25 protein-coding genes and 1 tRNA gene are annotated in these 23,533 nt (G+C 75.3%); 14 read left to right on the top strand and 12 right to left on the bottom strand.

The genetic code is table 11. From position 1 onward, the window contains the following. Position 1 precedes the first annotated feature (1 nt). From ACTMS2_RS06185 to ACTMS2_RS06170, 4 genes are all read left to right on the top strand, one after another. Complete coding sequence (locus tag ACTMS2_RS06185; protein ID WP_441174504.1) at positions 2-1,216, top strand: hypothetical protein; 1,215 nt, start codon at positions 2-4, stop codon at positions 1,214-1,216. Positions 1,217-1,252: 36 nt separating this feature from the next. After that, positions 1,253-2,119 (top strand): PHP domain-containing protein, encoded by an 867-nt coding sequence (locus ACTMS2_RS06180; RefSeq protein WP_441174503.1) that lies wholly within the window; start codon positions 1,253-1,255, stop codon positions 2,117-2,119. A 40-nt stretch (positions 2,120-2,159) separates the two neighbouring features. Next, positions 2,160-2,774: a MarC family protein gene (locus ACTMS2_RS06175; protein WP_441174501.1), complete on the top strand. Its 615-nt coding sequence runs from the start codon at positions 2,160-2,162 to the stop codon at positions 2,772-2,774. A gap of 138 nt (positions 2,775-2,912) precedes the next feature. Further along, a complete protein-coding gene (locus tag ACTMS2_RS06170; RefSeq protein ID WP_441174677.1) occupies positions 2,913-3,755 on the top strand; it encodes a RecB family exonuclease in 843 nt (280 codons plus the stop codon). A 43-nt stretch (positions 3,756-3,798) separates the two neighbouring features. Here the strand turns inward: ACTMS2_RS06170 and ACTMS2_RS06165 are convergent, their stop codons facing one another. Both ACTMS2_RS06165 and ACTMS2_RS06160 read right to left on the bottom strand, forming a co-directional pair. Beyond that, positions 3,799-4,656, bottom strand: coding sequence for an oxygenase MpaB family protein (locus tag ACTMS2_RS06165; protein ID WP_441174499.1), 858 nt, complete (start codon positions 4,654-4,656; stop codon positions 3,799-3,801). A 54-nt stretch (positions 4,657-4,710) separates the two neighbouring features. After that, entirely contained in the window at positions 4,711-5,139 is a 429-nt protein-coding gene (locus ACTMS2_RS06160) for a Fur family transcriptional regulator (RefSeq protein WP_358090950.1), read from the bottom strand. Positions 5,140-5,377: 238 nt separating this feature from the next. On the opposite strand from ACTMS2_RS06160, the gene ACTMS2_RS06155 reads away from it, so the two are divergent. Next, positions 5,378-5,860, top strand: coding sequence for a DUF2231 domain-containing protein (locus ACTMS2_RS06155; protein WP_441174675.1), 483 nt, complete (start codon positions 5,378-5,380; stop codon positions 5,858-5,860). A 31-nt stretch (positions 5,861-5,891) separates the two neighbouring features. Here the strand turns inward: ACTMS2_RS06155 and ACTMS2_RS06150 are convergent, their stop codons facing one another. After that, positions 5,892-6,230 carry a hypothetical protein gene (locus ACTMS2_RS06150; protein ID WP_441174497.1) on the bottom strand — a complete coding sequence of 113 codons (339 nt, stop codon included), beginning with the start codon at positions 6,228-6,230 and terminating at the stop codon, positions 5,892-5,894. Between the two features lie 96 nt (positions 6,231-6,326). Here ACTMS2_RS06150 and ACTMS2_RS06145 point away from each other — a divergent pair, with 96 nt between their 5' ends. Continuing rightward, positions 6,327-6,521 (top strand): hypothetical protein, encoded by a 195-nt coding sequence (locus ACTMS2_RS06145; RefSeq protein WP_089002131.1) that lies wholly within the window; start codon positions 6,327-6,329, stop codon positions 6,519-6,521. 22 nt (positions 6,522-6,543) lie between these two features. Here the strand turns inward: ACTMS2_RS06145 and ACTMS2_RS06140 are convergent, their stop codons facing one another. Continuing rightward, on the bottom strand, positions 6,544-6,924 hold the full coding sequence (locus tag ACTMS2_RS06140; RefSeq protein ID WP_441174495.1) for an FmdB family zinc ribbon protein: 381 nt from the start codon (positions 6,922-6,924) through the stop codon (positions 6,544-6,546). Between the two features lie 62 nt (positions 6,925-6,986). After that, positions 6,987-7,643, bottom strand: a complete 657-nt coding sequence (locus ACTMS2_RS06135) for a 5-formyltetrahydrofolate cyclo-ligase (protein WP_441174493.1) — start codon at positions 7,641-7,643, stop codon at positions 6,987-6,989. A gap of 85 nt (positions 7,644-7,728) precedes the next feature. Here ACTMS2_RS06135 and ACTMS2_RS06130 point away from each other — a divergent pair, with 85 nt between their 5' ends. The 6 genes from ACTMS2_RS06130 (at position 7,729) to ACTMS2_RS06105 (ending at position 14,252) form a co-directional block, all read left to right on the top strand. Further along, complete coding sequence (locus ACTMS2_RS06130; RefSeq protein ID WP_441174492.1) at positions 7,729-9,987, top strand: diguanylate cyclase; 2,259 nt, start codon at positions 7,729-7,731, stop codon at positions 9,985-9,987. Between the two features lie 9 nt (positions 9,988-9,996). After that, positions 9,997-10,959: a UTP--glucose-1-phosphate uridylyltransferase gene (locus tag ACTMS2_RS06125; RefSeq protein WP_101414057.1), complete on the top strand. Its 963-nt coding sequence runs from the start codon at positions 9,997-9,999 to the stop codon at positions 10,957-10,959. Continuing rightward, the gene (locus ACTMS2_RS06120; RefSeq protein ID WP_101414058.1) at positions 10,956-12,269 is read left to right on the top strand and encodes a molybdopterin molybdotransferase MoeA; all 1,314 of its coding nucleotides are present in this window, start codon (positions 10,956-10,958) and stop codon (positions 12,267-12,269) included. Before ACTMS2_RS06125 ends, ACTMS2_RS06120 begins: the two co-directional genes overlap by 4 nt. A 139-nt stretch (positions 12,270-12,408) precedes the next feature. Then, complete coding sequence (locus ACTMS2_RS06115) at positions 12,409-13,017, top strand: GNAT family N-acetyltransferase (protein ID WP_441174673.1); 609 nt, start codon at positions 12,409-12,411, stop codon at positions 13,015-13,017. Between the two features lie 178 nt (positions 13,018-13,195). Then, positions 13,196-13,987 (top strand): divisome protein SepX/GlpR, encoded by a 792-nt coding sequence (gene sepX / locus ACTMS2_RS06110; protein ID WP_441174491.1) that lies wholly within the window; start codon positions 13,196-13,198, stop codon positions 13,985-13,987. Between the two features lie 191 nt (positions 13,988-14,178). After that, positions 14,179-14,252 (top strand) — tRNA-Ala (locus ACTMS2_RS06105). Positions 14,253-14,429: 177 nt separating this feature from the next. On the opposite strand, the gene ACTMS2_RS06100 is transcribed toward ACTMS2_RS06105, so the two are convergent. The 3 genes from ACTMS2_RS06100 to ACTMS2_RS06090 all read right to left on the bottom strand — a co-directional run bounded on the left by ACTMS2_RS06100 (position 14,430) and on the right by ACTMS2_RS06090 (position 17,013). Continuing rightward, positions 14,430-14,936 (bottom strand): O-acetyl-ADP-ribose deacetylase, encoded by a 507-nt coding sequence (locus ACTMS2_RS06100; protein ID WP_441174489.1) that lies wholly within the window; start codon positions 14,934-14,936, stop codon positions 14,430-14,432. A 12-nt stretch (positions 14,937-14,948) separates the two neighbouring features. Then, positions 14,949-16,310, bottom strand: coding sequence for a glycosyltransferase family 2 protein (locus ACTMS2_RS06095; protein ID WP_441174488.1), 1,362 nt, complete (start codon positions 16,308-16,310; stop codon positions 14,949-14,951). 148 nt (positions 16,311-16,458) lie between these two features. After that, complete coding sequence (locus ACTMS2_RS06090) at positions 16,459-17,013, bottom strand: M23 family metallopeptidase (protein WP_441174487.1); 555 nt, start codon at positions 17,011-17,013, stop codon at positions 16,459-16,461. A 255-nt stretch (positions 17,014-17,268) separates the two neighbouring features. Between ACTMS2_RS06090 and ACTMS2_RS06085 the strand changes: the two genes are divergently transcribed. After that, positions 17,269-17,958: a hypothetical protein gene (locus tag ACTMS2_RS06085; RefSeq protein WP_441174485.1), complete on the top strand. Its 690-nt coding sequence runs from the start codon at positions 17,269-17,271 to the stop codon at positions 17,956-17,958. A 159-nt stretch (positions 17,959-18,117) separates the two neighbouring features. On the opposite strand, the gene ACTMS2_RS06080 is transcribed toward ACTMS2_RS06085, so the two are convergent. Continuing rightward, positions 18,118-19,170 carry a hypothetical protein gene (locus ACTMS2_RS06080; protein ID WP_441174484.1) on the bottom strand — a complete coding sequence of 351 codons (1,053 nt, stop codon included), beginning with the start codon at positions 19,168-19,170 and terminating at the stop codon, positions 18,118-18,120. 228 nt (positions 19,171-19,398) lie between these two features. Continuing rightward, positions 19,399-20,055, bottom strand: coding sequence for a 4'-phosphopantetheinyl transferase family protein (locus ACTMS2_RS06075; protein ID WP_441174482.1), 657 nt, complete (start codon positions 20,053-20,055; stop codon positions 19,399-19,401). A gap of 258 nt (positions 20,056-20,313) precedes the next feature. Between ACTMS2_RS06075 and ACTMS2_RS06070 the strand changes: the two genes are divergently transcribed. Beyond that, complete coding sequence (locus ACTMS2_RS06070; protein WP_441174481.1) at positions 20,314-20,583, top strand: hypothetical protein; 270 nt, start codon at positions 20,314-20,316, stop codon at positions 20,581-20,583. Positions 20,584-20,627: 44 nt separating this feature from the next. Here the strand turns inward: ACTMS2_RS06070 and ACTMS2_RS06065 are convergent, their stop codons facing one another. Both ACTMS2_RS06065 and ACTMS2_RS06060 read right to left on the bottom strand, forming a co-directional pair. Further along, entirely contained in the window at positions 20,628-21,281 is a 654-nt protein-coding gene (locus ACTMS2_RS06065; protein WP_441174480.1) for an HNH endonuclease family protein, read from the bottom strand. 452 nt (positions 21,282-21,733) lie between these two features. After that, positions 21,734-23,467, bottom strand: coding sequence for a dolichyl-phosphate-mannose--protein mannosyltransferase (locus ACTMS2_RS06060; protein WP_441174479.1), 1,734 nt, complete (start codon positions 23,465-23,467; stop codon positions 21,734-21,736). Positions 23,468-23,533: the final 66 nt, after the last annotated feature.

Below are 23,533 nucleotides of genomic sequence, written 5' to 3'. Positions count from 1 at the left end.
CGTGACCCAGGACGAGCTGGAGCAGGCGGTACGGGAGGCGTTCGCCCGCCGGGTGGCCGTCGCGCGCCCGCTCGTCGCCGATCCGGCGGGGCTGGCGATCCGGCGGGCCGACCGGTCCCGGCGCCGGCGGACGCTGACCGGGATCGCCCTCGCCGCCGTGGCCACCGTGACGGTCAGCGCCGGGATGGCGCAGTTGGGGCAGCAGCCCGGGCGGCCGACCCACCCCACCGTGGTGCTCGGCGACCCGTACGCCTCGCCGCTGGCGGAGCCGACCCCGCAGCTCTCGGCCGCCCCGCAGCCCGACCTGGGGCGCGGCGAGGTGGATCTCATCCTCGCCGACGTCCTGGTCACCGCCGACGGACCGCGGCTCGCCCTGCCCGACGTGGGCCGGGCAGCCGAGCGCGCCCAGCGGCTCCCCGACCGGGCCGGCTGGGCGGTGGTGGGCGCGCCCACGACGGCCGGCCGCTCGCTGTGGGTGGTGCAGCCGCAGGGCGCGGCACACCTGCTCCTGGCCGGGGCGCGGGACATCGTCCTCAGCCCCGACGGGCGGCAGGTCGCCTGGCGGGAGGGGACGGATCTGGTCGCCGCGGGCATCGTCGGCACCCAGGTCGTCGCCGCCGCCCGGACCCCGGTGTCCACCACCGCGGTGCCGGTCGGCTTCGCCGGCGACACCGTCCTGGTCCGCCTCGACCCGGCGCGCGCCGGCCACGCCCTGTGGCGCCCGGCGGCGGGCCCGCCGCGCGGGGCGGGTGACGCCGCCCTGCACGTCTACGCGACGCGCCCCGACGGCCTGGTGGTCGCGCTGGTGTCCGCCGGAACCCCCCGCCGGCCCTGCCTCGCCCTGCTCGACCCGGCCCGCGACCTCGCGCCGGTGCGGACGGGCTGCGGGCCGACGCTGACCGTCGCCGGCGCCGGCGCGGTCTCCGCCGACGGGCGGTGGCTCCTGGCCAACGGCAGGGTGAGCGGGCGGGACCGGGCGTTGCTGGTCGACCTGGACCGGCTCGCCGCCCCGGCGGCCCGCCCCGCCGGTCCGCCCGCTGCCGGGCCGGTGGTCTGGACGCCGCAGGGCACGGCCCACTACTCCGACACCTCCGGCGCCCTGGTGCGGGTCGAGGTGGGCCGGGTGCTCGACGGCGAGGCGGCCCTGCCCACACCCGTGACCGGCCTGCCTTCCGGGGGACGCCCGGTGCCGGTGGGCGGCGAGGGCCCCTCCTGAGCGCGTCCGCGCCCCCCGGGCGGTAGCGTCGGGCCGATGAGCGCGGCACCGCGGATCGACCTGCACACCCACTCCACCGCCAGCGACGGCACGCTCGGCCCGGCCGAGCTGGTACGGGCGGCGGCGGAGTCGGGGCTGGACGTGGTGGCGATCACCGACCACGACACCACGGCCGGCTGGGCGCCCGCGCTGGCGGCGCTGCCGGCCGGGCTCAGCCTGGTCCGGGGCGCGGAACTCTCCTGCCGCTGGTACGGCGAGGAACCCCCGGTGCCGCTGCACCTGCTGGCGTACCTGTTCGATCCGGACGCGCCGGAACTCGTGGCGGAGCTGGCCCGGGTGCGGGCCGCCCGGGAGGAGCGGGGCGAGCGGATCGTGGCGCTGCTGCGGGCCGACGGGATCGACGTGAGCTGGTCCGAGATCCTGGCCGGCGCGGCCGGCGGGACCGTGGGCCGGCCGCACATCGCGCAGGCGCTGATCCGGGCCGGCCTGGTGACCACGACGACGGAGGCGTTCGGGCCGGACTGGCTGGGCGAGCGCTACCGGCTGCCCAAGGAGGACATCGACGTCTTCCGCGCGGTCCGGCTCGTGCGCGCGGCGGGCGGCGTGCCCGTTTTCGCCCACCCCAGGGCCAGCCGGCGGGGGCGGATCGTGCCCGACGAGCTGATCGCCGACCTGGCCGCGATCGGGCTGGCGGGGCTGGAGGCCGACCACGAGGACCACTCGCCGGCCGAACGGGCGCACGTCCGGGCCCTGGCCGACGAGCTGGGCCTGCTGGTGACCGGCTCGTCGGACTTCCACGGCACGCACAAGACCGTCCGGCTCGGCGCGTTCACCACCGACCCGGAGGCGTACGAGCGGATCGTCGCCGAGGCGCGCGGGGTGACCGAGGTCGCTTCCGGCTGATCCGCGTTTCCGTCTCCGGCGGCGCGGCTACGTTGATCACGTGGATGCCAAGCTGTTCGGCGAGGTCTTCGTGACCCTGCTGGTGATCGTCGACCCACCGGGCATGATGCCCATCTTCCTGGCGCTGACCGGCCCCCTGACGGCGCGGGATCGCAACCGGGCGGCCTGGCAGGCCGTCGCCCTGGCGCTGGGCGTGATCGTGATCTTCGCGGTGGCGGGGCAGACGCTGCTCGACTACCTGCACGTGGACCTGCCGGCCCTCCAGGCCGCCGGCGGGCTGCTGCTCATCCTGGTGGCGCTGGAGCTGCTGACCGGCAAGGCCGACGACCCGAGCCAGCAGGTCACCTCGAACATCGCCCTGGTGCCGCTGGGTACGCCGCTGCTGGCCGGTCCCGGCGCCATCGTGGCCACCATGCTCTTCGTCCAGCAGGCCGACGGCGGGGCGGACGTCACGGCCATCGCCGCCGCGATCGTGGCCGTGATGCTCACCGTGTGGGTCGTGCTCCGGTTCTCCGGCGGGATCGTCAAGATCCTGCGTCCCGGCGGGATCGAGGTGCTGACGCGGATCGCCGGCCTGCTGCTGGCCGCCATCGCGGTGCAGCTCATCGCGGACGCGGTGGCCGCGTTCGTGACCCAGTACGCCAACATGACCTGACCGGCGGCCGGTCCCGTCGGGGGTGGATGGCAGGATCGCGGTGTGCGACGAGCCTCTTCAGCGGGACGGTCCTCCACCGGCGGCGGCCGGGCGCCCCGGCAGCGCGGCGAGCAGCCCGAGCAGCTCGGCTTCGAGGGCATGCCGGAACGGCTCTTCGTCTGCACCCCCAGCAAGCTGGGCGCCTACGCCGACTGTCCCCGGCGCTACCGCTACTCCTACGTCGACCGTCCAGCCCCGCAGAAGGGCCCGCCGTGGGCGCACAACTCCCTCGGCGCGAGCGTGCACACCGCCCTGAAGAACTGGTATGCGTTGAGCCCCGAGCGGCGCCGGCCGGAGGCCCTCGCCGCGTTGCTCAAGGGCACCTGGGTGCGCGAGGGCTACCGCGACGACGAGCAGGAGCGGGCGGCCTACCGCCGGGCCCTGGGCTGGCTGGAGTCCTACGTCGAGACCCTGGAGCCCGGCGTCGACCCGCTCGGCGTGGAGCGCGTCGTGGCGGTCAAGACCGCCGTGCTGGCCTTCAACGGCCGGGCCGACCGGATCGACTCCCGCCCCGGGCCCGACGGCCCGGAGCTGGTGATCGTCGACTACAAGACGGGCCGCACCGGGCTGGACGCCGACGACGCGCGCGGCTCGCAGGCGCTGGCGCTCTACGCGTACGCCGCCGAGCGGGTGTTCCGCCGGCCGTGCCGCCGGGTGGAGCTGCACCACCTGCCTACCGGCACCGTGGCCGCGCACGAGCACACGGTGGAGTCCCTGGCCCGGCAGCTCACCCGGGCGGAGGAGACCGCCCGCGACATCATGGCCGCCGAGCGGGCGGTGGTCGACGGGGAGGATCCCGACGAGGCGTTCCCGACCACACCCGGCCCACGCTGCGGCTGGTGCGACTACCGGCGCACCTGCCCGGTGGGGGCGCAGGCCCCGGGCAAGGAGCCGTGGGCGGCCGTCGAGCGCGCCACCGAGCCGGTGCCCGGCCAGGACTGAGCGGCCCGGCACGGCCGAGTCGGCAGCCGCCCAGCCGTCGCCCTCAGGCCGGCGTGCCGGTGAGCCGGGCGGCGCGTTCCCTGGCGGCCTGCTGCAACGGGCCCTCCCGCCACCGGCGGGGCAACGTGGCGAGGGTCAGCCGCAGCGCCCGGACGCTCAGGTCGGCGGAGAGCGCGGTCGTGGGCAGGCCCAGCCCGCCGTACATCCGCCGGGCCCAGGCCGGCAGCAGCGCGAGGGCGGTGCCGGCGATGCCGAAGTACGCCCAGCGGGGCGGCCCGAGGTTGAGCCCGATCCGGGCGGGCAGGCCGAGCTTCCACGGGATCGGCGGCGCGGTGAGGAAGAGCGCCGTCTCGGCCGCCTCGCGGGTCATCCGCAGCTCGGGGCGGACCCGCCGGTAGTAGTCGGCCACCTCGGCGGCGGTGCCGGGGACGGTCTCCGGGTCGAGGCCGACCAGGGCGGCCGAGCGCCGCTGCTCGGTGTAGTAGCCGTCGACCTCGTCGGCGGTCAGCGGCAGCCCGGCCCGGCGGGCCGTGTCGAGGAACGACTCGACCTCGGTGACGTGCACCCAGCGCAGCAGGTCGGGGTCGTCGACGCGGAACTCCTCCCCGGTGAACAGGTCGGTGGCCCGCAGGCGGGCGTGCCGGCGGCGTACGCGCAGCCCGGCGGCCTCCGCCTCGGCGGTGGTGCCGTAGATGGTGGTGCCCACGTAGGTGGCGGTGCGCACCAGGCGGCCCCAGGCGTCGGAGCGGTAGTTGCTGTTCTGGGCGACCCCGGCCATGGCCCGGGGGTGCAGCGACTGGAGATAGAGCGAACGCAGGCCGGCGACGATCAGGATCGGCTCCTCGTGCACCTTCCACGTGACCGAACCCGGACCGAAGAGGCCGAGGTCATCGGAGTCCACCGGCCAAGCGTGCCACGCCCCGCCGCCGCGCGCCGCGCGGAGGGCCGCCGGGCGTCAGTCGTCGGCGGAGCGGCGGGCCTGGCAGGTGGGGCAGAGGCCCCAGAACGTCACTTCCGCCTCGTCGACCTCGAAGCCGTGGGCGATGTCCGGGTCCAGGCAGGGCGCGCTGCCGACCGCGCAGTCGATGTCGGCGATCTCGCCGCAGCCCCGGCAGACGACGTGGTGGTGGTTGTCCCCGGCCCGGGCCTCGTAGCGGGCGGGGCTGCCGGCCGGCTCGATGCGGCGGGACAGCCCGGCCCGCGACAGGGCGCCCAGCACGTCGTAGACCGCCTGGGTGGAGACCGAGTCGAGGCGTTCGCGGACCCGGCGGGTGATCTCGTCGACCTCGAGGTGACCGCCGGCGGCCAGCACGTCGAGCACGGCGAGGCGCGGCCGGGTGACCCGCAGGCCCCTCGACCGGAGCAGTTCCTCACCACCGGGCATCTGCCAATGACAGCACGCGGCCCGGAGAGCGACAACCGGTCTCCGCGGCAGCGTGGCGCCGGCCACAGCCCGGTCGCCCGGCAGGCCGCCCCGGGCGGGGCGTCGCCGTCCGGGCTGGGGCAGTGCGGTGGTGAACCGGACCGGCCCCGGGCGCGTGTTCACGGTCGAGACGATCTGGGCGGGCCCGCCGGCGCACCGTACGCTGGCAGCCCGCGACCGCGTACCGCCGGAGGTGTGGATGTTCAAGGAGATCCTGGGTCTGCCGGCCCACGTGCTGGTGGTGCACGCGGTCGTCGTGCTCGTGCCGCTGCTGGCCCTGCTCTCCGCCGCGTACGTGGCGCTGCCCCGGTTCCGGGCGCGGCTGGACTGGGCGGTGGCGATCCTCGCCGTGGTGGCGCCGGTGTCGGCCTTCGTCGCCGTCGAGTCGGGGGAGGAGTTGACCGACGCGTTCCTCGCCCGGGGCATGCAGGGCCCGATCGTGGAGCAGATCTTCACGCACTCGCGCTACGGCGACATCCTGTTCCGCTGGGTGCTGCCGCTGGCCGTGGCGTCGTTGCTGCTGCTGTTCGTGACGAGCGGGCACCGGCGGGTGCCGAAGCTGCCGTCCTGGGCGACCCCGGCGCTGTCGGTCGTGGTGGTGGCGCTCGGCGTCGTCAGCCTCGTCTACGTCTATCTGACCGGGCACTCCGGGGCCGAGGCGGTCTGGGGCAACACCCTCTGACGTCCCGCCGACGGCGCCGGGCCGTACCCGGTCAGAACACGAGCCGGGAGCAGAGCACGCAGACGAGGATCACCAGCACCACGGCGGCCACCGTGCCCACGCCGTACGTGAGCCGCTGGGCCCGCTGCTCGGCCGCGTCGAGTTCCGCCATGTCCTGCGGCGGCAGTCGTCGGGGCGGTGGCGGTCGCAGGTGCACCGGCGGGCGCCACCCGGCCGGGGGCGGGGTGGTCGCGGGCGGGCCCGCGTAGCCGCTCTCCCGCACCGGGGGCGACACGGCCGACCCCGCCGGCGCGCCCGTGGGCCGCTCGGGCGAGGCGTCGGGGCGCCGCCAGTACTCGTCCGGGGCGCCGCCGGAGGTGGGGGTCGTCACGCCGTCCGACGCTACCAACGCCGTGGCCCGCCGACCGGCCGGACGCGTCGGCCCGGCGGTTCGTCGCCGGTCCCGCCGGTGGCGGCTGCGCTAGTCTTGCCGCTCGTGAGCATCACCGAGGATCCGGGCACCCCGGCGGTACGCGGCGACGACGACCGCACGGTCGACCTCAGCGACGACTTCGTGGTGCTGCCCGAGCAGACCGCCGACGACACCGACCGGGGGTGGGGCGAGCGCTCCGGCGGCAACGACGACTGGCTGCTCGCGGAGCGCCCCCCGCACTGGGACTGACCCGGCCCGCCCGTGGGGTGGGTCAGGAGGCGCTGGCGGTGCTGGCGGCCGGGGTCTTGCCCCCACCGCCGCCGGAGGAGCCGCCCGCGCCCGCCGACGAGGACGAGCCCGACGACGAGGACGAACCCGCCGACGACGAGCTGGTCGAGCCGGAGTCGCCGCCGGAGGACGATTCCGACTTCGCCGGCTTGGCGGCGGCGCCGCTGCTCGCGGTGTCCGAGCCGGACGAGCGCGAGTCCGTACGGTAGAAGCCCGACCCCTTGAACACGATGCCGACGGAGTTGAAGACCTTCCGCAGCCGTCCCTCACACGCCGGGCACTCGGTCAGCGGCGAGTCGGAGAAGGACTGCACCGCCTCGAGCTGGTGACCGCACGCGGTGCAGGCGTACTGGTACGTGGGCACGTTCTCCTCCGGATCTGGACACGGCCGGTTGGCACTCGACGTATTCGAGTGCCAATGGTGCGTCATCGCCCCCGGATCCGTCCAGCGGAAGTGTGGTCCGTGACACCCGGGGCGGCGTCCAGCGTACGCAGCCCCTCGGCGGGCGTGACGACCGCGCGCACCGGCCGGTCGTGCGGCTCGGCGGGCAGCGCCGCCACCAGCTCGCCGTCGTGCAGCGGCACCACGGTCAGGGTGGCCGCCGGCACCCGGGCCAGCGCCCGGTCGTACGAGCCGCCGCCCCGGCCCAGCCGCAGCCCCCGGCGGTCCACGGCCAGCGCCGGCACCACCACCAGCGCCGCCCCGGCGACCGCCGCCCGGCCCAGCCGCGGCCCCGCCGGCTCGCGCATCCCCCGCCCGGCGGCCACCAGGTCGTCCGGCCCGATCCAGGCCGCCCAGTCGAGGTCGAGGTCGTCGCGGAGCACCGGCAGCAGCAGCTCCCCGCCCGGCGGCAGCGCCGCGTGCAGCACCGCCGGCAGGTCGGGCCCGCCCGGCTCGGAGCCGACCGGCACGTACGCCGTCATCCTCGGTGGGCGCAGCCGGCGTACGAGAGCCACCAGCTCGGCCTGGACGCGCCCGGCGGCGTCGGCCCGCCGCGGCGCGCCCAGCGCCCGGCGGCGGGCGAGCACGGCGGCGCGCGCTTCCCGCTTCGCCTCTTCCGCTCCATGAGAAAAATCGGGCACGCAACACTCCTGACGCAACGCTTGCCCCCTGGTGGCTCTGTGTCAGCATCGCAAGCAACGGCGGCGGAACTTCCGGGGGGACCGAGTGACGCTACGCGGGCGGTTGACCACAGCCTTCCTGGCGGTGGCGCTCGGCCCGGTGGTGCTCGGGGTGATGTTCGTCGGGGCGACCGTGGCGGCGGTCGACTCCAGCCGCTCGACCGAGCGGCTGGCGGTGGCCGCCGCGACCGTGCGCACCTCGGTCGCCGCCCTCTGCCAGCAGCTGCGGGCCGCCGCCGACGCGGTCGCCCTGACCAGTGACCGACCGGCCGCCGCGACCCAGGCCGTCCGCCGCAACCTGGCCGCCGCCGTGCGGGTCACCGACGTCGCCGGCCGGGTCACCTACGCCACGCCCGGCGGCCCCGCCGAGCCGTGGCGCGACTGCGCCGGCCCGCCGGTCGCCGGGCCGGTGCGGGCGCTCGCGGCCCGGGCCGACCTGCACGACCGGGCCGGCGGACCGCTGGGCGCGGTCACCGCCGCGCAGCCGGTCGACCCGGCGTTCGTGGCGCGCCTCGCGGCCGTGACGGGGGTGGCGGTCACCCTGCTCGACGATGCCTCGGCGCCCGTCCGGCTCGCCCACAGCACCGAGTCGACCGCCGTACGCGACGCCGTGCTCGCCGCCGCCGGCACGCTGCACGGCGAGCGGGTCACCGAGACGCCCGACGGGCGGTACGTCCGCCGGGTCGGCCCGTCCTCCGGGCAACCCCTGCCGCTGGTGCTCTCGGTGCCCAGCGAACGCCCCCGGGGTCTGTACGTCGCACTGGGCTCGGCGGTGCTGGTGGCCACCCTGCTGGCCCTGGTGGTCGCCTGGCGGCTGGCCCGGGTGACGACCCGCCCGCTGGTCGAGCTGGCGGGCGCGGTGGACCGGGTGGCGCGCGGCGACCTGACCGCCCGGGTGCCGGTGCGCAGCCGGGACGAGATCGGCCGGCTGGCCGGTGCCTTCAACCGGATGACCCGCGAGACGGGCACCTACGTGGCGGCGCTGACCAGCAGCCGGGACCAGCTGCGCGGGCACCTCGCCGTGCTGGGGGACACCCTCGCCAGCACGCACGACCTGCAACGCATCCTGCGGGTGATCCTGCACAGCGCGATCGCCGCGACCGGCGCCCGGGCCGGCGCGGTGCTGCTCGTCGACGACGGCGGGGTGCTCGTCGCGCAGTGCACCGAGGGGCTGGAGGAGGCCGGGGCGGCGGACGAGGGGTCGGGGCCGTTGCGGGTGCCGCTGGGCAGCGGCGTGGTGGGCGCGGTCGCGGCCACCGGGGAGCCGCGCCGGGGCCGGGTGGAGCCGTCCGCCGCGCCGCCCGGGGAGCCGGTCTGCCGCACGTACATCGCGGTGCCGTTCGCCGCCCCCGGCCCGACCGACGCGACCGCCCGCGACTCCTCGGCCCTCCGCCCCGGGCCGGAGCCCGCCGTCCCCACCGGGGCGCTCGGCGTGCTGGCCCTCTACGACCGGCTCGGCGCGGACGAGTTCGACGACGACGACCTCGTCACGCTGCGCACCTTCGCCGGTCACGCCGCCGTGGCGGTCGACAACGTCCGGGTGCACGAGGAGGCGCAGCGGCTCTCGCTGACCGATCCGCTCACCGGGCTGTGGAACTACCGCTACCTGCGGGAGTCGATCCGCCGGGAGGTCGAGCGGGCGACCCGGTTCGGCCGGATGCTGAGCGTCCTCGCCCTCGACCTGGACCGCTTCAAGGCCGTCAACGACACCTACGGGCACGCGGCCGGCGACGCCGTGCTGGCCGAGTTCGCCCGGCGGGTGCGCGGCGAGATCCGCGAGGTCGACCTCGCCTTCCGGCAGGGCGGCGAGGAGTTCGTGCTGCTGCTGCCGGAGACCGACGCCCGGGGCGCGGCGATCGTCGCGGAGCGGCTCGGCGCGGCGGTCCGCGACGCCCCGATCGCCGCCGGCGGGCACGGCGGCGCGGCCGTGGCCATCGCAGTCACCGTCTCCATCGGCATCGCCGTGCACCCCGACCACGGCGGCACCGGCCAGCAGGTGCTGGACGCCGCCGACGACGCGCTCTACGCCGCGAAGGCGGCCGGCCGGGACACCTGGCGCATCGCCGAGGAGCGGGCGGGTCCACCGGCGCGGGAGATCCCCGTCCCGGCCGCGGCGGTGACCCCCGAGGACGGGATGCCGCGCGCCGGCGCCCCCCGCCAGCCGGTGCGGGCCCACCCCGAACCGGCCGATCCCGCCGACACCACCGCGGGGGGCGAGCCGGCCGCGCCCGACCCGGTGCGGCCCGGTCCCTGCGGCGGCGCGTCTTCCGGTCCTCACCCTCCACGACAGAGCCGTGGCCGATAGTCTCGCGACATGTCGGAGCACTCAGCGAACCCCTCAACGGCGACCGCCGCAACCGGTCGCTCCCGCGCGGTCAAGGCCGTCATCCCGGCGGCCGGTCTGGCCACCCGGTTCCTGCCGGCCACGAAGGCGGTGCCCAAGGAGCTGCTCCCGGTGGTCGACCGCCCGGTGTTGCAGTACATCGTCGAGGAGGCCACCCAGGCCGGCATCGGTGACGTGCTGCTGATCACGGGCCGGGGCAAGACCTCGATGGTCGACCACTTCGACCGCCGCCCCGACCTGGAGGCGCGGCTGGAGGCGAAGGGCGACGCCGAGCGGCTGGCCGCCGTACGCGGCCCCAGCGAACTGGCCGAGATCTACACCTGCCGCCAGCCCGAGCAGCTCGGCCTGGGCCACGCGGTCGGCTACGCCGAGTCGCACGTCGGCGGCCAGCCCTTCGCGGTGCTGCTGGGCGACGAGTTCGTCAAGCCCGCCGAGCCGCTGCTGCCGGCCATGCTGGAGCTCCAGGCGCGCACCGGCGGCGTGGTACTGGCCTTCTTCGAGGTCGACCCGGCCGAGACGAAGCGCTACGGCATCGCCTCGGTGGAGCCGGCGGAGGCGGAGCTGACCGACATCGGCGAGGTCGTGCGGGTCACCGGCATGGTGGAGAAGCCCAAGCCGGAGGACGCGCCGAGCAACCTCGCGGTGCTGGGCCGCTACGTGCTGCCGGCCAGCATCTTCGACGCGATCCGGCGGACGGAGCCGGGCAGCGGCGGGGAGATCCAGCTCACCGACGCGATGGAGTTGCTGCGCAACGAGGGCACGCCGGTGCACGCGATCGTCTACCGGGGCACCCGCTACGACACCGGCATGCCGCTGGGCTACCTCCAGACCGTGGTGCAGATCGCCGCCGAGCGCGACGACCTCGGCGCCGAGTTCCGCAAGTGGCTGGCCGAGTTCGTCAACACCGACGCGTCGGGCGTGACTGGTACATGACAGCGTCGGCCGACGCCGAGGCGGCCGCGAACGAGTTGACGCCGCTCGCCGACTACCTGGGCAGCGTGCTGCGCAGGTTACGCGCGCTGCCTCCGCTCGACCTCGACCTCACCCAGGCGCACGGCAACGTCCTCGCCGAGGACGTCGTCGCGCCGCACTCCTTCCCGGCCTTCGACCAGTCGGCCGTGGACGGGTACGCGGCCCGCTGGGAGGACATCTCCGGAGGGGGCCGGGGCGTGGGCTACGTCCCGTCCCAGTCCGGCGGGCCGGGCGGGCGCACCGTCCGGCTCAACGTCGTCGGCGACCTCGGCGCGGCGAGTTGGCGGCCGGTCCGGCTCACCCCGGGCGCCTGCTTCTCCGTCGCCGCCGGGGCGCCGCTGCCGCTCGCCGCGGACGTGGTCGTCCCGGTCGAGTGGACCGACCAGGGCATGGCCGCGGTGGAGATCTTCCGCGTCCCCAAACGGGGGTACGGGGTGCGCCGGGCCGGCGAGGAGCTGCCCGCCGGCACCCTGCTGGCCCGGGCCGGCACCTACGTCTCGCCGGCGCTGGTGGCGGTCTTCGCCGCCACCGGCATCGGGCACGTCGTGGTCCGGCCCAGCCCCCGGGTGGTCATCGTGGCCACCGGCGACGAGCTGGTCGACGTGGGCCGGGGCAGCCAGCCCGGCCAGACCGTCGACGCCAACTCGCACGCGCTGACGGCCGCCGCGGCCGAGGTGGGGGCCCTCGCGTACCGGGTGGGCATCTGCGACGACGATCCGGAAGGGCTGCGCGGGCTGCTGGAGGACCAGACGCTGCGCGCCGACCTGATCATCACCACGGGGGGCACCGGCACCGGGCCGGGCGACATGGTGCGGCGGATCCTCTCCCGCCGGGAGGGCAGCCGGGCCGGCCCCGTCACCTTCACCGAGGTCGCGCTCTATCCCGGCACCTCGCTCGGCTTCGGCACGGTCGGCGCCGAGGAGGTGCCGGTGGTGTGCCTGCCCGGCGACACGGGCTCGGCCCTGATCGGCTTCGAGGTGCTGGCCCGCCCGGCGATCAACCTGCTGGCCGGGGCGGAACCGGTGTTCCGGCCCAGCGTCCGCGCGCACCTGCTGGAGACGATCTCGTCCCCGGTGGGGCTGCGCGAGTTCCGTCCCGCGCACGTCGCCGAGCGGCGCGGCGGCGGCTACACGGTGCAGCCGCTCAACGGTGGCCCGTACACCCTCTCGGGGCTGGCGGAGGCGAACGGGCTGATGGTGCTCGGCGAGCGGGTGACCACCGCGGCGGCCGGCTCCACGGTGGACGTCCTTCTGCTGGACCGGCGCCGGTGAGCGCGCGGAGCGTGCCCTCGGCCGCGAGCGGAGGGGGTGGCCCGGCGGGCGCCGCCCGGGCATCGGTGTGTTCGATCGCGAGCGGAAGGTCTGGTCCGTGAGTCTGTTCGGGGTCGGGCGGGCGCCGGGGTGGCCGGCGGTGCTGACCGACGGGCCGGTGCTGCTGCGGCCCTACCGGCGTTCGGACGCCGCCGCCTGGTCGGAGGTGCGTCGCGCCAACCGGGAGTGGCTGGCGCCGTGGGAGTCGTCCATCCCCGGCAACTGGCACGAGCTGAACTCGCCGGCCGCGTTCCGCTGGGTGTACCGCGACCAGCGCCGCTCGGCGCGCGTCGGCGAGGGGATGCCGTTCGCCGTCTGCCTGCGCGAGGGCGGCCGGGAGCGGCTGGTCGGCCATCTCAACGTGGGCAGCATCGTGCGGCGGGCGTTCTGCTCGGCGTACGTGGGCTACTGGGTCGACTCCCGGGTGGCCGGTCGCGGCGTCATCCCCACCGCGCTGGCGCTCGCGGTCGACCACGCGTTCGGCGAGGGCGGGCTGCACCGGGTCGAGGTGAACATCCGCCCCGAGAACCGGCCGTCCCGGCGGGTGGTGGAGAAGCTGGGGTTCCGCGAGGAGTCGTACCACGTGCGCTACATGCACATCGACGGTGCGTGGCGGGACCACATCGGATATGCGATGACCAGCGAGGAGGTCGCCGCCGAGGGAGGGCTGCTGGCCCGCTGGCACCGGGTCCGCGCCACCACGGGGTGAGCCGTCCCACGCACGGGATCGGCGCGGCGTGTCAGCATCCGCGTCCACGGCCCGTAACCTCAAGTAACTGCAAGCTGTGGCAAGCGCTGCTCCATCCGTACGATCCGCGCATCCGACCACCATCGGTGGAAGATCCTGCGGCCGGGCGGTGGTTGCTCCGAATTCGGTGACGGGAGGGGTGAGGGTGCCGACCTCGGTGCTCCTCGCCGTCCTCGCCGCCGCCGGCCTGCTCGCACTCGCCCCGGCGCTGGTTCGCCGGTACGACGCCACCGAGCGGCTGGTGGCGGAGCGGGCGCAGTCGACGGCGCGGGTGCTCCAGCGCCGCCGGCGGCGCCGTACTGTGCCGGGGCGCCGCCCGGTGCACCCGCCCCGTAGCCTCGTCATCACCCTCAGTGAGGATGCGAGCACCGGTGGGCTCTCCGCGCCCGTTTCCGCGCCCCCCGCCGCTCGCCGGTCGAAGCGGCTGCGCGCCGTGCCGCCGGCCCCCCGCAAGGGCCGCCGTCGGCCGCCGCCCCGCCGACAGCACGCCCCCGCCGTCTACCGGCGCCGCCGGGTGCTCGCCGCTCTGCTGCTGCTCAACTTCGTCGAGCTGATCGGCGTGGTCGTGGTCAGCCCCGGCTTCTGGATCAGCTTCGGGGTCAGCGCCACCCTGCTCGTCGCGTACGTCGTACACCTGCGGCGGCTCGCCGTGGCGGATCGCCGCCGGCGGCGGGCCCGGGCCCGGGAGGCGGCGTGGCTGGCCGCCCGGCAGGCCGAGGTGCGGCGCGAGCAGGCCCGGCGCGCGGCGGCCCGCCGGGAGGCGCAGCGCCGCCTGGCGGCCCAGCGCGAGGTGGTACGACGCGCCGCGATGGGCCTGGACCGTCCGGCGGACCTGCCGGCGGCGGCCAACGGCGGCTCCGTCTCCTACCGCCGCTCGGGCGGCCTGCGCGGCCGCCCCTACCAGTCCGGTCGCGGCTCCCACTCGGCGTGACCGGCGCTGCTGCGCCGGCGCCGGGGCGCCTTGCGAGATCTTGGTGGCTGGCGGCCCCCGGAGGGGCCGTTTCGCGCCAAGATCTCGCTCGCGGGAGGGGTGGGTTCGCGGCAGGGGCGGTGAACCTGTTAACCTTGGCGCCGGCCCGCCCGGTGAAAGCCGGGTGGGACCGATGCCGGTCCGCCGGCGGAGGGGTTGTGGCGCAGTCCGGTAGCGCACCTCGTTCGCATCGAGGGGGTCAGGGGTTCGAATCCCCTCAACTCCACCCAGTTCAGGCCGTTTCCGCCAGTCGGAGACGGCCTTTTCAGCCTTCGCAGCGGTCGCCGAACAGGTCGACCGGACTGACCCGTCAGCTTGTGAAGGACCACGTCATCGTGATCTGGAAAGTCAGCGCCGATCCGACGTCGGAGTCGAGGCGAGATGTCTGGCACGCTGGCCCGGCTCAGTCGGCCGACGCGGCTGCTGCCAGGAGCCGGTACGTGGCCTCGTCGAAGGCGACCAGGCGGACGTGTTCGACGGCGGTGGGTGTCGCCCTGATGGTCGTGACCGCGATCGTCGCCGCTTGGTCGGACGGGTATCCGTAGACGCCGGTGCCGATGGCGGGGAAGGCGACGCTGCGAGCGCCGATCTCGTCGGCGACCTGGAGACTGCGCCGGTAACACGACGCCAGGACGTCCGCCTCGCCGTGGCCGCCGCCCTCCCACACCGGACCGACCGTGTGGATGACGTGGCGTACGGGCGGGTCGAGGTCGAACGCGGGGGTGGCGACGGCCTCGCCCGGGTCGCACGGCGCGAGGGCGGCGCCCGCCTGCGCCAGCCGCGGTCCCGCCGCCCGGTGGATGGCCCCGTCGACGCCACCGCCGCCGAGCAGCGACTCGTTCGCCGCGTTGACGATGGCGTCGACGGCCTCGCGGGTGATGTCACCACGTACCACTTCGATCAGAGGCATGGCTCGATGATGTCATCGCCGGTGCGGGCGGGCGCCCCGCGCGGCCGGCGTCAGGGACCGCAGGGTCAGCACGTCACCGAGCCCGTCGACGTGGGACAGGTCGGTGGCGAACGCGTCGCCCAGGGCGCGGCGCAGGTAGCCCAGCACCGCCGGCCCGGGGGTGGGCGGCGCGGATCCGGTGTCGCCGGTGGAGACCAGGTGCACCTCGCGGGCGAGTCGTCCGGAGGTGTTGACGAACCGGCAGAGGTCGTCCCAGCGCAGGTACCGCCAGAAGTCGACGCTGACCACCGCGTCGAGGCTGCCCGCCGGGATGGGCGGGTCCATGCCGACCAGGTGGTGGTTCGTGGGACCGGGCGGGGCGGCGTAGTCGAAGGTCAGCGCGCCGGGCGGCAGGTCGACCTGCGCGCTGCCGGTGCCCACCCACAGCACGCGGGGGCCGGGCAGCCGGTCGGCGAGCCGGTCGAACGCCGGGCCGATGCGGCACGTCGAGCGCCGTGCGCAGTCGGTGGCCGCCCAGCGGTAGTAGACGATGCGCTCCAGCGAGTCGTACACGTCCAGCAGGCCGTAGAACTCCCACTCGATGACGTGGTACTGCCCCGTCAGGAGGCTCCGGTTGGCCGCGAAGTCGGCAAAGTTGCGGTCGGTGTTGCGGTGGTGCGGGAGGTGGAACGCGCGGGCCTCGTCGTCGTACGCGAAGTTCGACCCGGTGACGCCGAGGTGCCGGTGCACCCGGTAGAACAGCTCGATGTCCTCCAGGCCCCAGCGCAGCCCGGCGCGTTCGTCGAACCCGCCGGCGCGGTCGAACAGGTCGCGGGCGAGCGAGATGTTGTGGGTGTAGGCCAGCGCCCAGCCCGCCCGGAGCCAGTCCTGCCCCGGCGGCTCGCCGTGCGGGAAGCGCAGGTCCCCGGAGCGGTCCGCGCGGCGGCGGGGGACGCCGGTCAGCTCCCGCCCGTCGACGACGGCCTCGACGTGTTCCAGGCTCAGCTCGTCGCGCCGGCCCATCAGCACGGCGGGCCGGCCGGCGACCGCGTGGTGGGCCAGGTGGCGCTCCAGCAACTGCGGGGAGGCGTACGAGTCGGCGTCGAGGAACAGCAGCAGCGGCGCCCGGGTGTGCCTGACGGCCTCGTTGCGGGCCGCGGAGCGGCCCCTCCGCCGGGGGAACTCGATCAACCGGAGGTCGAGGCCGGTGGCCGCCCCGACGGCGTCGGCGTATCCGGCGGGGGAGCCGCCGTCGCGGGCCACGACCACCTCGAAGCGTTCAGGACGGACGGTCTGCCGGGTCAGCGACCGCAGCGTCAGCGCCAGGCACTGCGCGTCCTGGTAGGTGGGTATGACCACGCTCAACTCGACCGCGTCGTCCGTCCGTGCCGCCATCCGATTTCCCTCCGTAGCTGCCTGTGGACCGGGGTGCCGGCAGGCGCCGGCACCCCGTCCGCGACGCGTCCCGGGCGCCGACCGGCCGATGCCGGGGGCGGCGCCCGGGAGCGCTTCCATCAGTGGCTGGGATTATCGGTCACGGGCCTCAGGCGTAGTAGTTCACGCTGACCGGCCAGGTGCCGGTGTACGGCGTCCAGCCCTGGAGGGTGGCGGGGATGCCCACCCGGGTGTTGCAGTTGATGACCTGGAAGTGCAGGTGCGGGCCGGTGGACGCGCCGGTGCTGCCCGACCAGCCGATGACGCGGCCCTGCGGCACCCAGGTGCCGGCGTTGTAGATCGCCCGGTTCAGGTGCGCGTAGTGGGTGCACTGGCCGTTCGAGTGCCGGATGATCACCTCGATGCCGTTCTGCCAGTACGGCGACCAGTTCGACATGATGATGGTGCCCCCCTGCGAGGCGGAGACCTCGTAGTTGGCCGGCAGCCCGAAGTCCCAGGCGTACTCGTTGTAGGGGCCGACGTGCGAGTAGGTGCCCTCCGGCCCCTGGGTGACCCGGTAGGACTCGCCCGCCGGGTACGGCAGCTCGTAGTAGTAGTTCGCGGCGGCGGCGGGGGTCGCGCCGGCGACCGTGGCCCCGGCAACCACCAGCAGGGCAGTCACGGCCCCGCCGATCCGGCGCAGGACCGTCTTCATGGTGTTCATGGGGATCGCTTCCTGGTATGTCGGCAGAAATCGGCATCGCCGTGGTCGACGGTGCCCCCGGGAGCTAAGCAGCGCGCCAGATGGGGATCAATCGATCCGTGGACGTCTGGGGTGGGATCAATGGGTCGACAGGGGTCGGCGCGACACCGGGTGACGTCCGCGAGGCGTGGCGTCGAGGGAACCCGTACGGGGACCCGGCAGCCGCGACAGTCCCGGGCGCCGGCAGGCGTGCGGCCGGTCACTACGCTGCCGCCCGTGGAGCGGATGGGGAGCGTGTTCTGGATGGGCGGCTGCGTGGCCGTCGCCCTCCTCATCGGTGTGGGCATCGTCGCGCTGATCGTGACGACCCACCGGCAGGAGCGGGAGCGGCGGGAGCGCTGGCGACAGTGGGCCGCCCGGTACGGCTGGACCTTCGTCGAGCGGCCCCAGCTCACCTGGACGGACCGCGTACCGGGGCGCAACCGCCGGGGCGTGCGGTTCGCGCTGACCGGGACGCTGCACGGCCGGCCCGTCTGCGTGGCCGAGTACGCGTACACCGAGACGCACACCTCGACCGGCGCCGACGGCAACCAGACGACCAGCTCGCAGACCCACACGTACGTCGTCAGCTCGGTGTGGCTGCGACGGGAGTTCCCCACGCTGGCGGTCGCGCCGCGGCACGCCCTCTCGAAGCTGGGTCGCGCGTTGTTCGGCAGCGACACCTACGCCACGGGCCACGAGGAGTTCGACCGGCAGTGGCGGGTGGCCGCGGCGGCGCCGGGGCAGCAGGCGCTGGTCGGGCCGACCCTGATCGCCGCGCACCTCGCCGGGGCGGTGCCGAGCTGGAGCGTCCGGGCGGCGGAGCTGATCACCCACCGGGGCGGCCGGTTGGACGATCCCGCCCTGCTGCCGTCGCTGGTGACCCCGTTGATCACGGTCGCGGACCTGCTGGAGCAGGGCCGCTGACCGTGCACCGCCTGCGATCCGCGGGCCGGCCGACGTGACGGCGGCCGGCGGACCCGACCAGCGCGGGGGAGGCCGGCGGACCCGACCAGCACGGACGGCGGACGGAAGATGCGCGGGAGGCCGGCCCCGAGGGACCGGCCTCCCGTCACGAGGCGCGGGTCACGGCCGCCAGGAGCCGGCGGTCTTGAACCTGTGCCGGTACTCGAGCGTGCCGTTCTTGTCGGCCACGTTGAACACCACCGTGCCCGCCCGCTTGCTGCCCTCGGGCAGGTTGTTGCCGGAGCCCAGCAGGTCGCCGCAGCCGGAGAGCGCGCTCGCCAGGCCGTTGGCCTTGGTGCCGTTGGCGCCCACCCACTCGAAGTAGAACGGGTTGATGGAACTCCTGCCCTTGGTCACCGTCGCGTCGACGTGGGCGATCAGGTACATGCCCTTGTCCGGGGCCGGCGCGTACGACCGGCAGCCCTTGGTCTCCGTGGTGAACCGGGTGACCGTGATCTCGATGGTGCCCTCGTCGTCGGCGACCACCAGGGTGGCGCCGGGCCTCAGGTTGAAGTTCTCGCCGGTCCTCGCCGTCGGGGCGGGGCCGTCCGGCTGAAGCGTGATTCCCGGGACGGCCTTCTCCAGGTCGTTCGCGGCCTTGTTGGCGCCGGCGACGAGCGCGACGATGCCGCCGACGCAGCAGAGCAGGGCCAGCACGGCCACCACGGCCACGACGATCAGGACGGTGTTGTTCTTCTTCGGCGGCGCCACCGGGTGCGGCGCCCCGAGCGGGTAACCGGGTGCGCCGGGCGGGTAACCGGGCCCACCGGGCGGCGGGTAGCCGGGTGCGCCGGGCGGCGGGTAACCGGCCCCACCGGCCGGGTAGCCGGGCGTGCCGGACACCGGCGGGTACGGCGTACCGGAGGTCGGCTGGTGCGGGGCGGCCCACGGCTCGCCCGGTGCGCCGGAGACCGGCGGCTGCGGCATGCCGGAGACCGGCTGGTGCGGTGCGCCGGAGACCGGCGGCGGCGCCCACGGCTCGCCGGGCGCGCCCGACACCGGGGGTTGGGGCGCCCCGGAGAAGGGTGGCTGCGGCGCGGCCCACGGGTCGCCGGCCGGCTGCTGCGGCGGCACGGGCGGGAGCGGGGCCCACGGATCGCCCGTGGTCTGCGGGGCCCCGGAGGTCGGCGGCTGGGGCGGCTGGCCGCCCTGTTCGGCGGGGAACTGCGGCATCGGGGCCGGCGGGTACGGCTGCGGCTGCTGCTCCGGGTTCGGTTGGTTCGGATCCTGAGGCCCGTAAGGGGGCGGGGGGTGACTCACCGTACTCCTAGGCACACCTGACGACGACGGCAAACGCGGCTGACGCTACCGTGCGCGGACAACGGACCATCTTCGCGTCTCCGCCGGCGCCGCGCCGTCCCCTGTTCGGTTACGCCCGCCCCGACCCGTGCCGTGTGCGGCTCAGCGGGGCCGCAGCACGGCGGCGGTGCGTACCAGGGCCTCGTCGACGCTGAAGCGGCCCGTGACCAGCGCGGGCGGATCGGGCACGGGGGCGGTGTCCCGCCGCGCCGGCGCGATGCGGGCCGTGAACGTGCCGGCCTCCGGGTCGAGCTCCACCAGGGCGTCGTGGAAGTCCAGCCACGTGCCGACGAGCGGGTGCCACACCTTGTAGACCGTCTCCTTGACGCTGAACACCACCGCCGGCCAGGAGGTCCCCGCAGGCAGGCGGGCGCACCGGTCCTCCTCCTCGGGCAGGCAGACCAGCCGGCGTACGCCCGCGTTGAGCTCGCGGTGCCCCTCGGCGTCGATGCCGACCGACCGGATCTCGTCGGCGCGGGCCGCGACTGCCGCGCAGTAGCCGGCGGTGTGGGTGATGGCGCCGACCACGCCGCCCGGCCAGACCGGTGACCGGTCGGCGGCCGACGGCACCGCGACCGGGGGCACGCCGAGGGCGGCCATCGCCCGTCGGGCGCAGACCCGTCCGGCGGTGAAGTCGCGGCGGCGGCTCTGCACCGCGCGATCGCTGAGGCAGGCCCGCTCGGCCGGCAGCAGCTCGCCCGTCCAGTCCGACGGCCCGGCCACGGCCACCGCCACGGCCGGCGGCAGCAGGTCACGCATCGCCGCCTCCCCAGGGGTACGCCGGCCCGACGGCGGGCCCGGCGGGCGGCGGCAGGTGCGGCAGGTGCGGACCGCACCGGCGGGCCGGCGCCCGGTCCACGGTCGGCGTCGCGAGGGCCATGACTGGTGAACGTACCGCACCGCGTAACGCCGGAGCGTCCTGCGGCGCTGACAGGGCGTCGCCGGGGGACGATCACCTTCCACTGTCGACGGCGGTCGTCCGGAACGGACCGTCTGGCGAACCGGAGAGGGAGTGCGATGACCGGTGGTGTGGAGTCCTCGGCGTCCGGATCGGACGAGCACGCTCCACTGGCACCCGGCTGGACCTGCGGCACCTGCGGCGCCGACTGGCCGTGCGCGGTCAAGCGGTCCCGGCTGCTGGAGGAGTACCGGACGGACCGGGCCATGCTCAGCGTCTACCTGGGGTCCTGCCTCGCGGCCGCCGCCCAGGACCTGCCGGCGGCGCCCGGGGCGTCCCTTCAGGACCGCTTCATCGGCTGGTTGCCCCGCGTCCCCCGGGTCTCCTGACCAGTGTCCGGGGCGGCCGACCGGCCGCCCCGGACGCTTGGCGGTCAGTACGCGTGCGTCACCGTGATCGTGATGTTCGTGCAGGAGCCCGCCCGGCTGGTCAGCGCGCTCTTCTCGGCGCTGTCCACGCTCAGCCGCCACCGGGTCTTCACCGCGACCCACTCGCCGACGTAGCGGCACTTCTCGTTGGTCGGCAGCCAGGTCGCCGGGTCCTGGTCGCCCTTGGCCTGGTTGACGTTGTCGGTCACCGCGACCAGTGAACGGACGTCGCCGAGGTCGTTGGCGAACGCCTGCCGCCGCGACGTGGTCCAGTTCCGGGCGCCGGAGTCCCACGCCTCGGCCAGCGGGACCATGTGGTCGATGTCGAGGTCGGACGGGTTGGTCCAGTAGGCGCCGTCGTAGTAGGAGCGCCAGCGCCCACCGGTCAGTTGGCAGCCGGAGCCGACGGTGGGGCGGGTGGTGGCCTCGGCGATCAGTACCTCGTACCGGGTGTTGCAGCCGTCGGAGTCCGCGTCGGTCCAGTGTGGGAAGAGGCTCCGGGAGTACCCGGTGCGGCTCTCGGCGGCCACCGGCAGGTCGGCGACGAGGGTGCGCAACGGCACCGAGACGGTGGCCGCGTGGGCGGGGGCGGACAGTCCGAGGGTGGCGGCGGTGACGGTGGCCAGCAGGCCGCCTGCCCAGCGGAGGGTACGGGTCATCGCGAACTCCGTCCGATCGATCGGGGGTTGGCCCACAGTGCAACCGGCCGGGGTGCCGGCGGACCGGACCCGAGATGGCCGGAGAACCAAATCTGTCGATACGTTACGGGAAGTCGTGACTGCTGGGAATCCCGTCAACGGCAAAATGTGGCAGATGCCGGACCCGCCGACGGCGTCGATCCGTACCGTTTGCGCAGGATGACGGACCGTAAGATGCCGGATGTAAACCATCTGTTCGGTGTCACGTCGGTCGGAAATCTGACCGAAGTCGACCCGTTGTGCCAGTGGTACGGGGTGGTTAAGCTCTTGATGCGCGCCCCAATCGCCCGCTTCCCCCGTGGCAGGCGATCGGGGCGCGCTTCTACGTCGAACGGGCCCGCACGCCACCGCGTGCGGGCCCGTTCTCCGTGCACCCGCCGCGCCGGGCGACGGGTGCCGTGCCGTGCCGTCCGTCAGATCCAGCGGCCGTCCAGCCACATCCGCGCGGACCACTCCGCGTACGGCAGCAGCTTCCCGACGAAGATCGGATAGAAGTACGCGAAGCAGAGCGCGACCAGCAGGACGTACGCCCCGACGATCACCCCGCCGACGAGCCTGCGTTCCCGCGCCTCGTCGGACTCGCCACCCGGGGCGGGGGAGCCCGGCTGCGCGTCCGTGGCCGGGGCGCCGATCTGCGCGGTGGCGGCGCCCGGTGGGCCGGCCGGCGTGACGATCGCGCCGAGCACGTAGGTCACCGCCAGCACCAGGAACGGCAGCGCCGGTGCGGTGTAGAAGGAGAACATCGTCCGGCCGTCGAGCGCGAACCAGAACCAGGGCAGCAGGCCGGCCGCCACGACGAGCAGGATCGCCCCCGCCCGCCAGTCCCGCCGGGCCAGGCCCAGCCAGGCCAGCGCCACCAGGGCCGGCAGGAACGACCACCAGAGCAGGGGAGTGCCGAGCAGCAGGACCTCCGCGGCGCAGCTCGCCGCCCCGCAGGACCCGTCGCCGGACCAGTAGAAGGCGACCGGCCGACCCAGCAGCAGCCACTGCCACGGCCACGACTGGTACTTGTGCGGGTCGTCGAGGCCGGCGTGGAAGCCGTACGCGGCCTTGTGGTACTCGATCAGGTTGTTGAGCGCGCCGAACACCGGGGTGTCGCTCAGCGGGGCGTTCGGGTACCGCTCGGCCAGCCGGTAGTAGCCCTCGTCGCCGAGCAGCCAGCCGGACCAGGTGGCGACGTAGGTGAGCACGAGCAGCACCCCGGCCAGCACCAGCCACGGCACCTCGTCGAGGAGCGTGTCCCGCCACGGCCGGCGTGCGCCCGCGGAGCGGCGGACGCCCACCTCCCACAGGATCACCAGCAGCGCGAAGACGGGCAGGAAGTAGAGCGCGCTCCACTTGACCGCGCAGGCGCAGCCGAACAGGACGCCGGCGGCGAGCCGCCACCACGGCCAGTTCCGCCAGCCGCCCGCGGGCCGCCCGGCCCGCCCCGGCCGGCCCGGGTCCAGGCCGGCCTCCAACGCCCGCGCCCACCGGCGGCGCCGCGCGTCGCGGTCGAGCACCAGGGCGCCGAAGGTGGCCAGCACGAAGAAGAGCAGGAAGATGTCGAGCAGCGCGGTGCGCGACAGCACCAGGTGGAAGCCGTCCAGGGCGAGCAGCAGGCCGGCGGCGCAGCCGAGCACGGTGGAGCGGAACATGCGCCGGCCGATGCGCACCAGCAGCAGCACCGACAGGGTGCCGACGACCGCCGCCGAGACCCGCCAGCCGAACTCCGGCGCGGTCGTCATCAGCTGCCCCGGCACCGAGATGCCGTGCTCGGCGTCCGAGTAGCCGAAGGCCCACTCGCCGAGCCCGATCAGCCACTTGCCCAGTGGCGGATGGACCACGTACGACGGGCCGCCGTCCTTGAAGTTCCACTCGACGCCCTTGTCGACCAGCCCCCAGGCGTCCCGGGCGTAGTAGGTCTCGTCGAAGATCTTGCCCGGCGGGTGGCTCAGCCCGACGAAGCGCAGGATCGCCGCGATCGCGACGACCACGCCCGTGGCGAGCCAGGAGCGCCCGTCCAGCCCGGCCTCGACCGTGGCCAGCCGTCGCCGGACCGCGCCGGGAACCCCGCCGGACGCGCTCGGCGGTCCCTGGGGCGGGCCCCCGTCCGTGGGATCCGGCCCCGCCTGGTCCGCGCTCTGTGCTGTCGACGCACTCGTCACCCGGCGATCGTAGGCTGCGAAGGTGCCCGGTGGCGCCCGTCGTCTCCGATACCGGCAACATCGTCG

This window comes from Micromonospora sp. SD12 (assembly GCF_052068495.1).
Lineage (GTDB): Bacteria > Actinomycetota > Actinomycetes > Mycobacteriales > Micromonosporaceae > Micromonospora > Micromonospora echinofusca.
This window is presented reverse-complemented; position numbering and strand designations above follow the sequence as displayed.

Bases quoted from the DNA above. Each gene is read 5' to 3' on its own strand.
- ACTMS2_RS06180 (WP_441174503.1), top strand. From the start codon at position 1,253: ATGAGCGCGGCACCGCGGATCGACCTGCACACCCACTCCACCGCCAGC.
- ACTMS2_RS06170 (WP_441174677.1), top strand. From the start codon at position 2,913: ATGCCGGAACGGCTCTTCGTCTGCACCCCCAGCAAGCTGGGCGCCTAC.
- ACTMS2_RS06160 (WP_358090950.1), bottom strand. From the start codon at position 5,139: ATGCCCGGTGGTGAGGAACTGCTCCGGTCGAGGGGCCTGCGGGTCACC.
- ACTMS2_RS06155 (WP_441174675.1), top strand. From the start codon at position 5,378: ATGTTCAAGGAGATCCTGGGTCTGCCGGCCCACGTGCTGGTGGTGCAC.
- ACTMS2_RS06125 (WP_101414057.1), top strand. From the start codon at position 9,997: ATGTCGGAGCACTCAGCGAACCCCTCAACGGCGACCGCCGCAACCGGT.
- ACTMS2_RS06120 (WP_101414058.1), top strand. From the start codon at position 10,956: ATGACAGCGTCGGCCGACGCCGAGGCGGCCGCGAACGAGTTGACGCCG.
- ACTMS2_RS06100 (WP_441174489.1), bottom strand. From the start codon at position 14,936: ATGCCTCTGATCGAAGTGGTACGTGGTGACATCACCCGCGAGGCCGTC.
- ACTMS2_RS06095 (WP_441174488.1), bottom strand. From the start codon at position 16,310: ATGGCGGCACGGACGGACGACGCGGTCGAGTTGAGCGTGGTCATACCC.
- ACTMS2_RS06090 (WP_441174487.1), bottom strand. From the start codon at position 17,013: ATGAACACCATGAAGACGGTCCTGCGCCGGATCGGCGGGGCCGTGACT.
- ACTMS2_RS06080 (WP_441174484.1), bottom strand. From the start codon at position 19,170: ATGCCGCAGTTCCCCGCCGAACAGGGCGGCCAGCCGCCCCAGCCGCCG.
- ACTMS2_RS06075 (WP_441174482.1), bottom strand. From the start codon at position 20,055: ATGCGTGACCTGCTGCCGCCGGCCGTGGCGGTGGCCGTGGCCGGGCCG.
- ACTMS2_RS06070 (WP_441174481.1), top strand. From the start codon at position 20,314: ATGACCGGTGGTGTGGAGTCCTCGGCGTCCGGATCGGACGAGCACGCT.
- ACTMS2_RS06065 (WP_441174480.1), bottom strand. From the start codon at position 21,281: ATGACCCGTACCCTCCGCTGGGCAGGCGGCCTGCTGGCCACCGTCACC.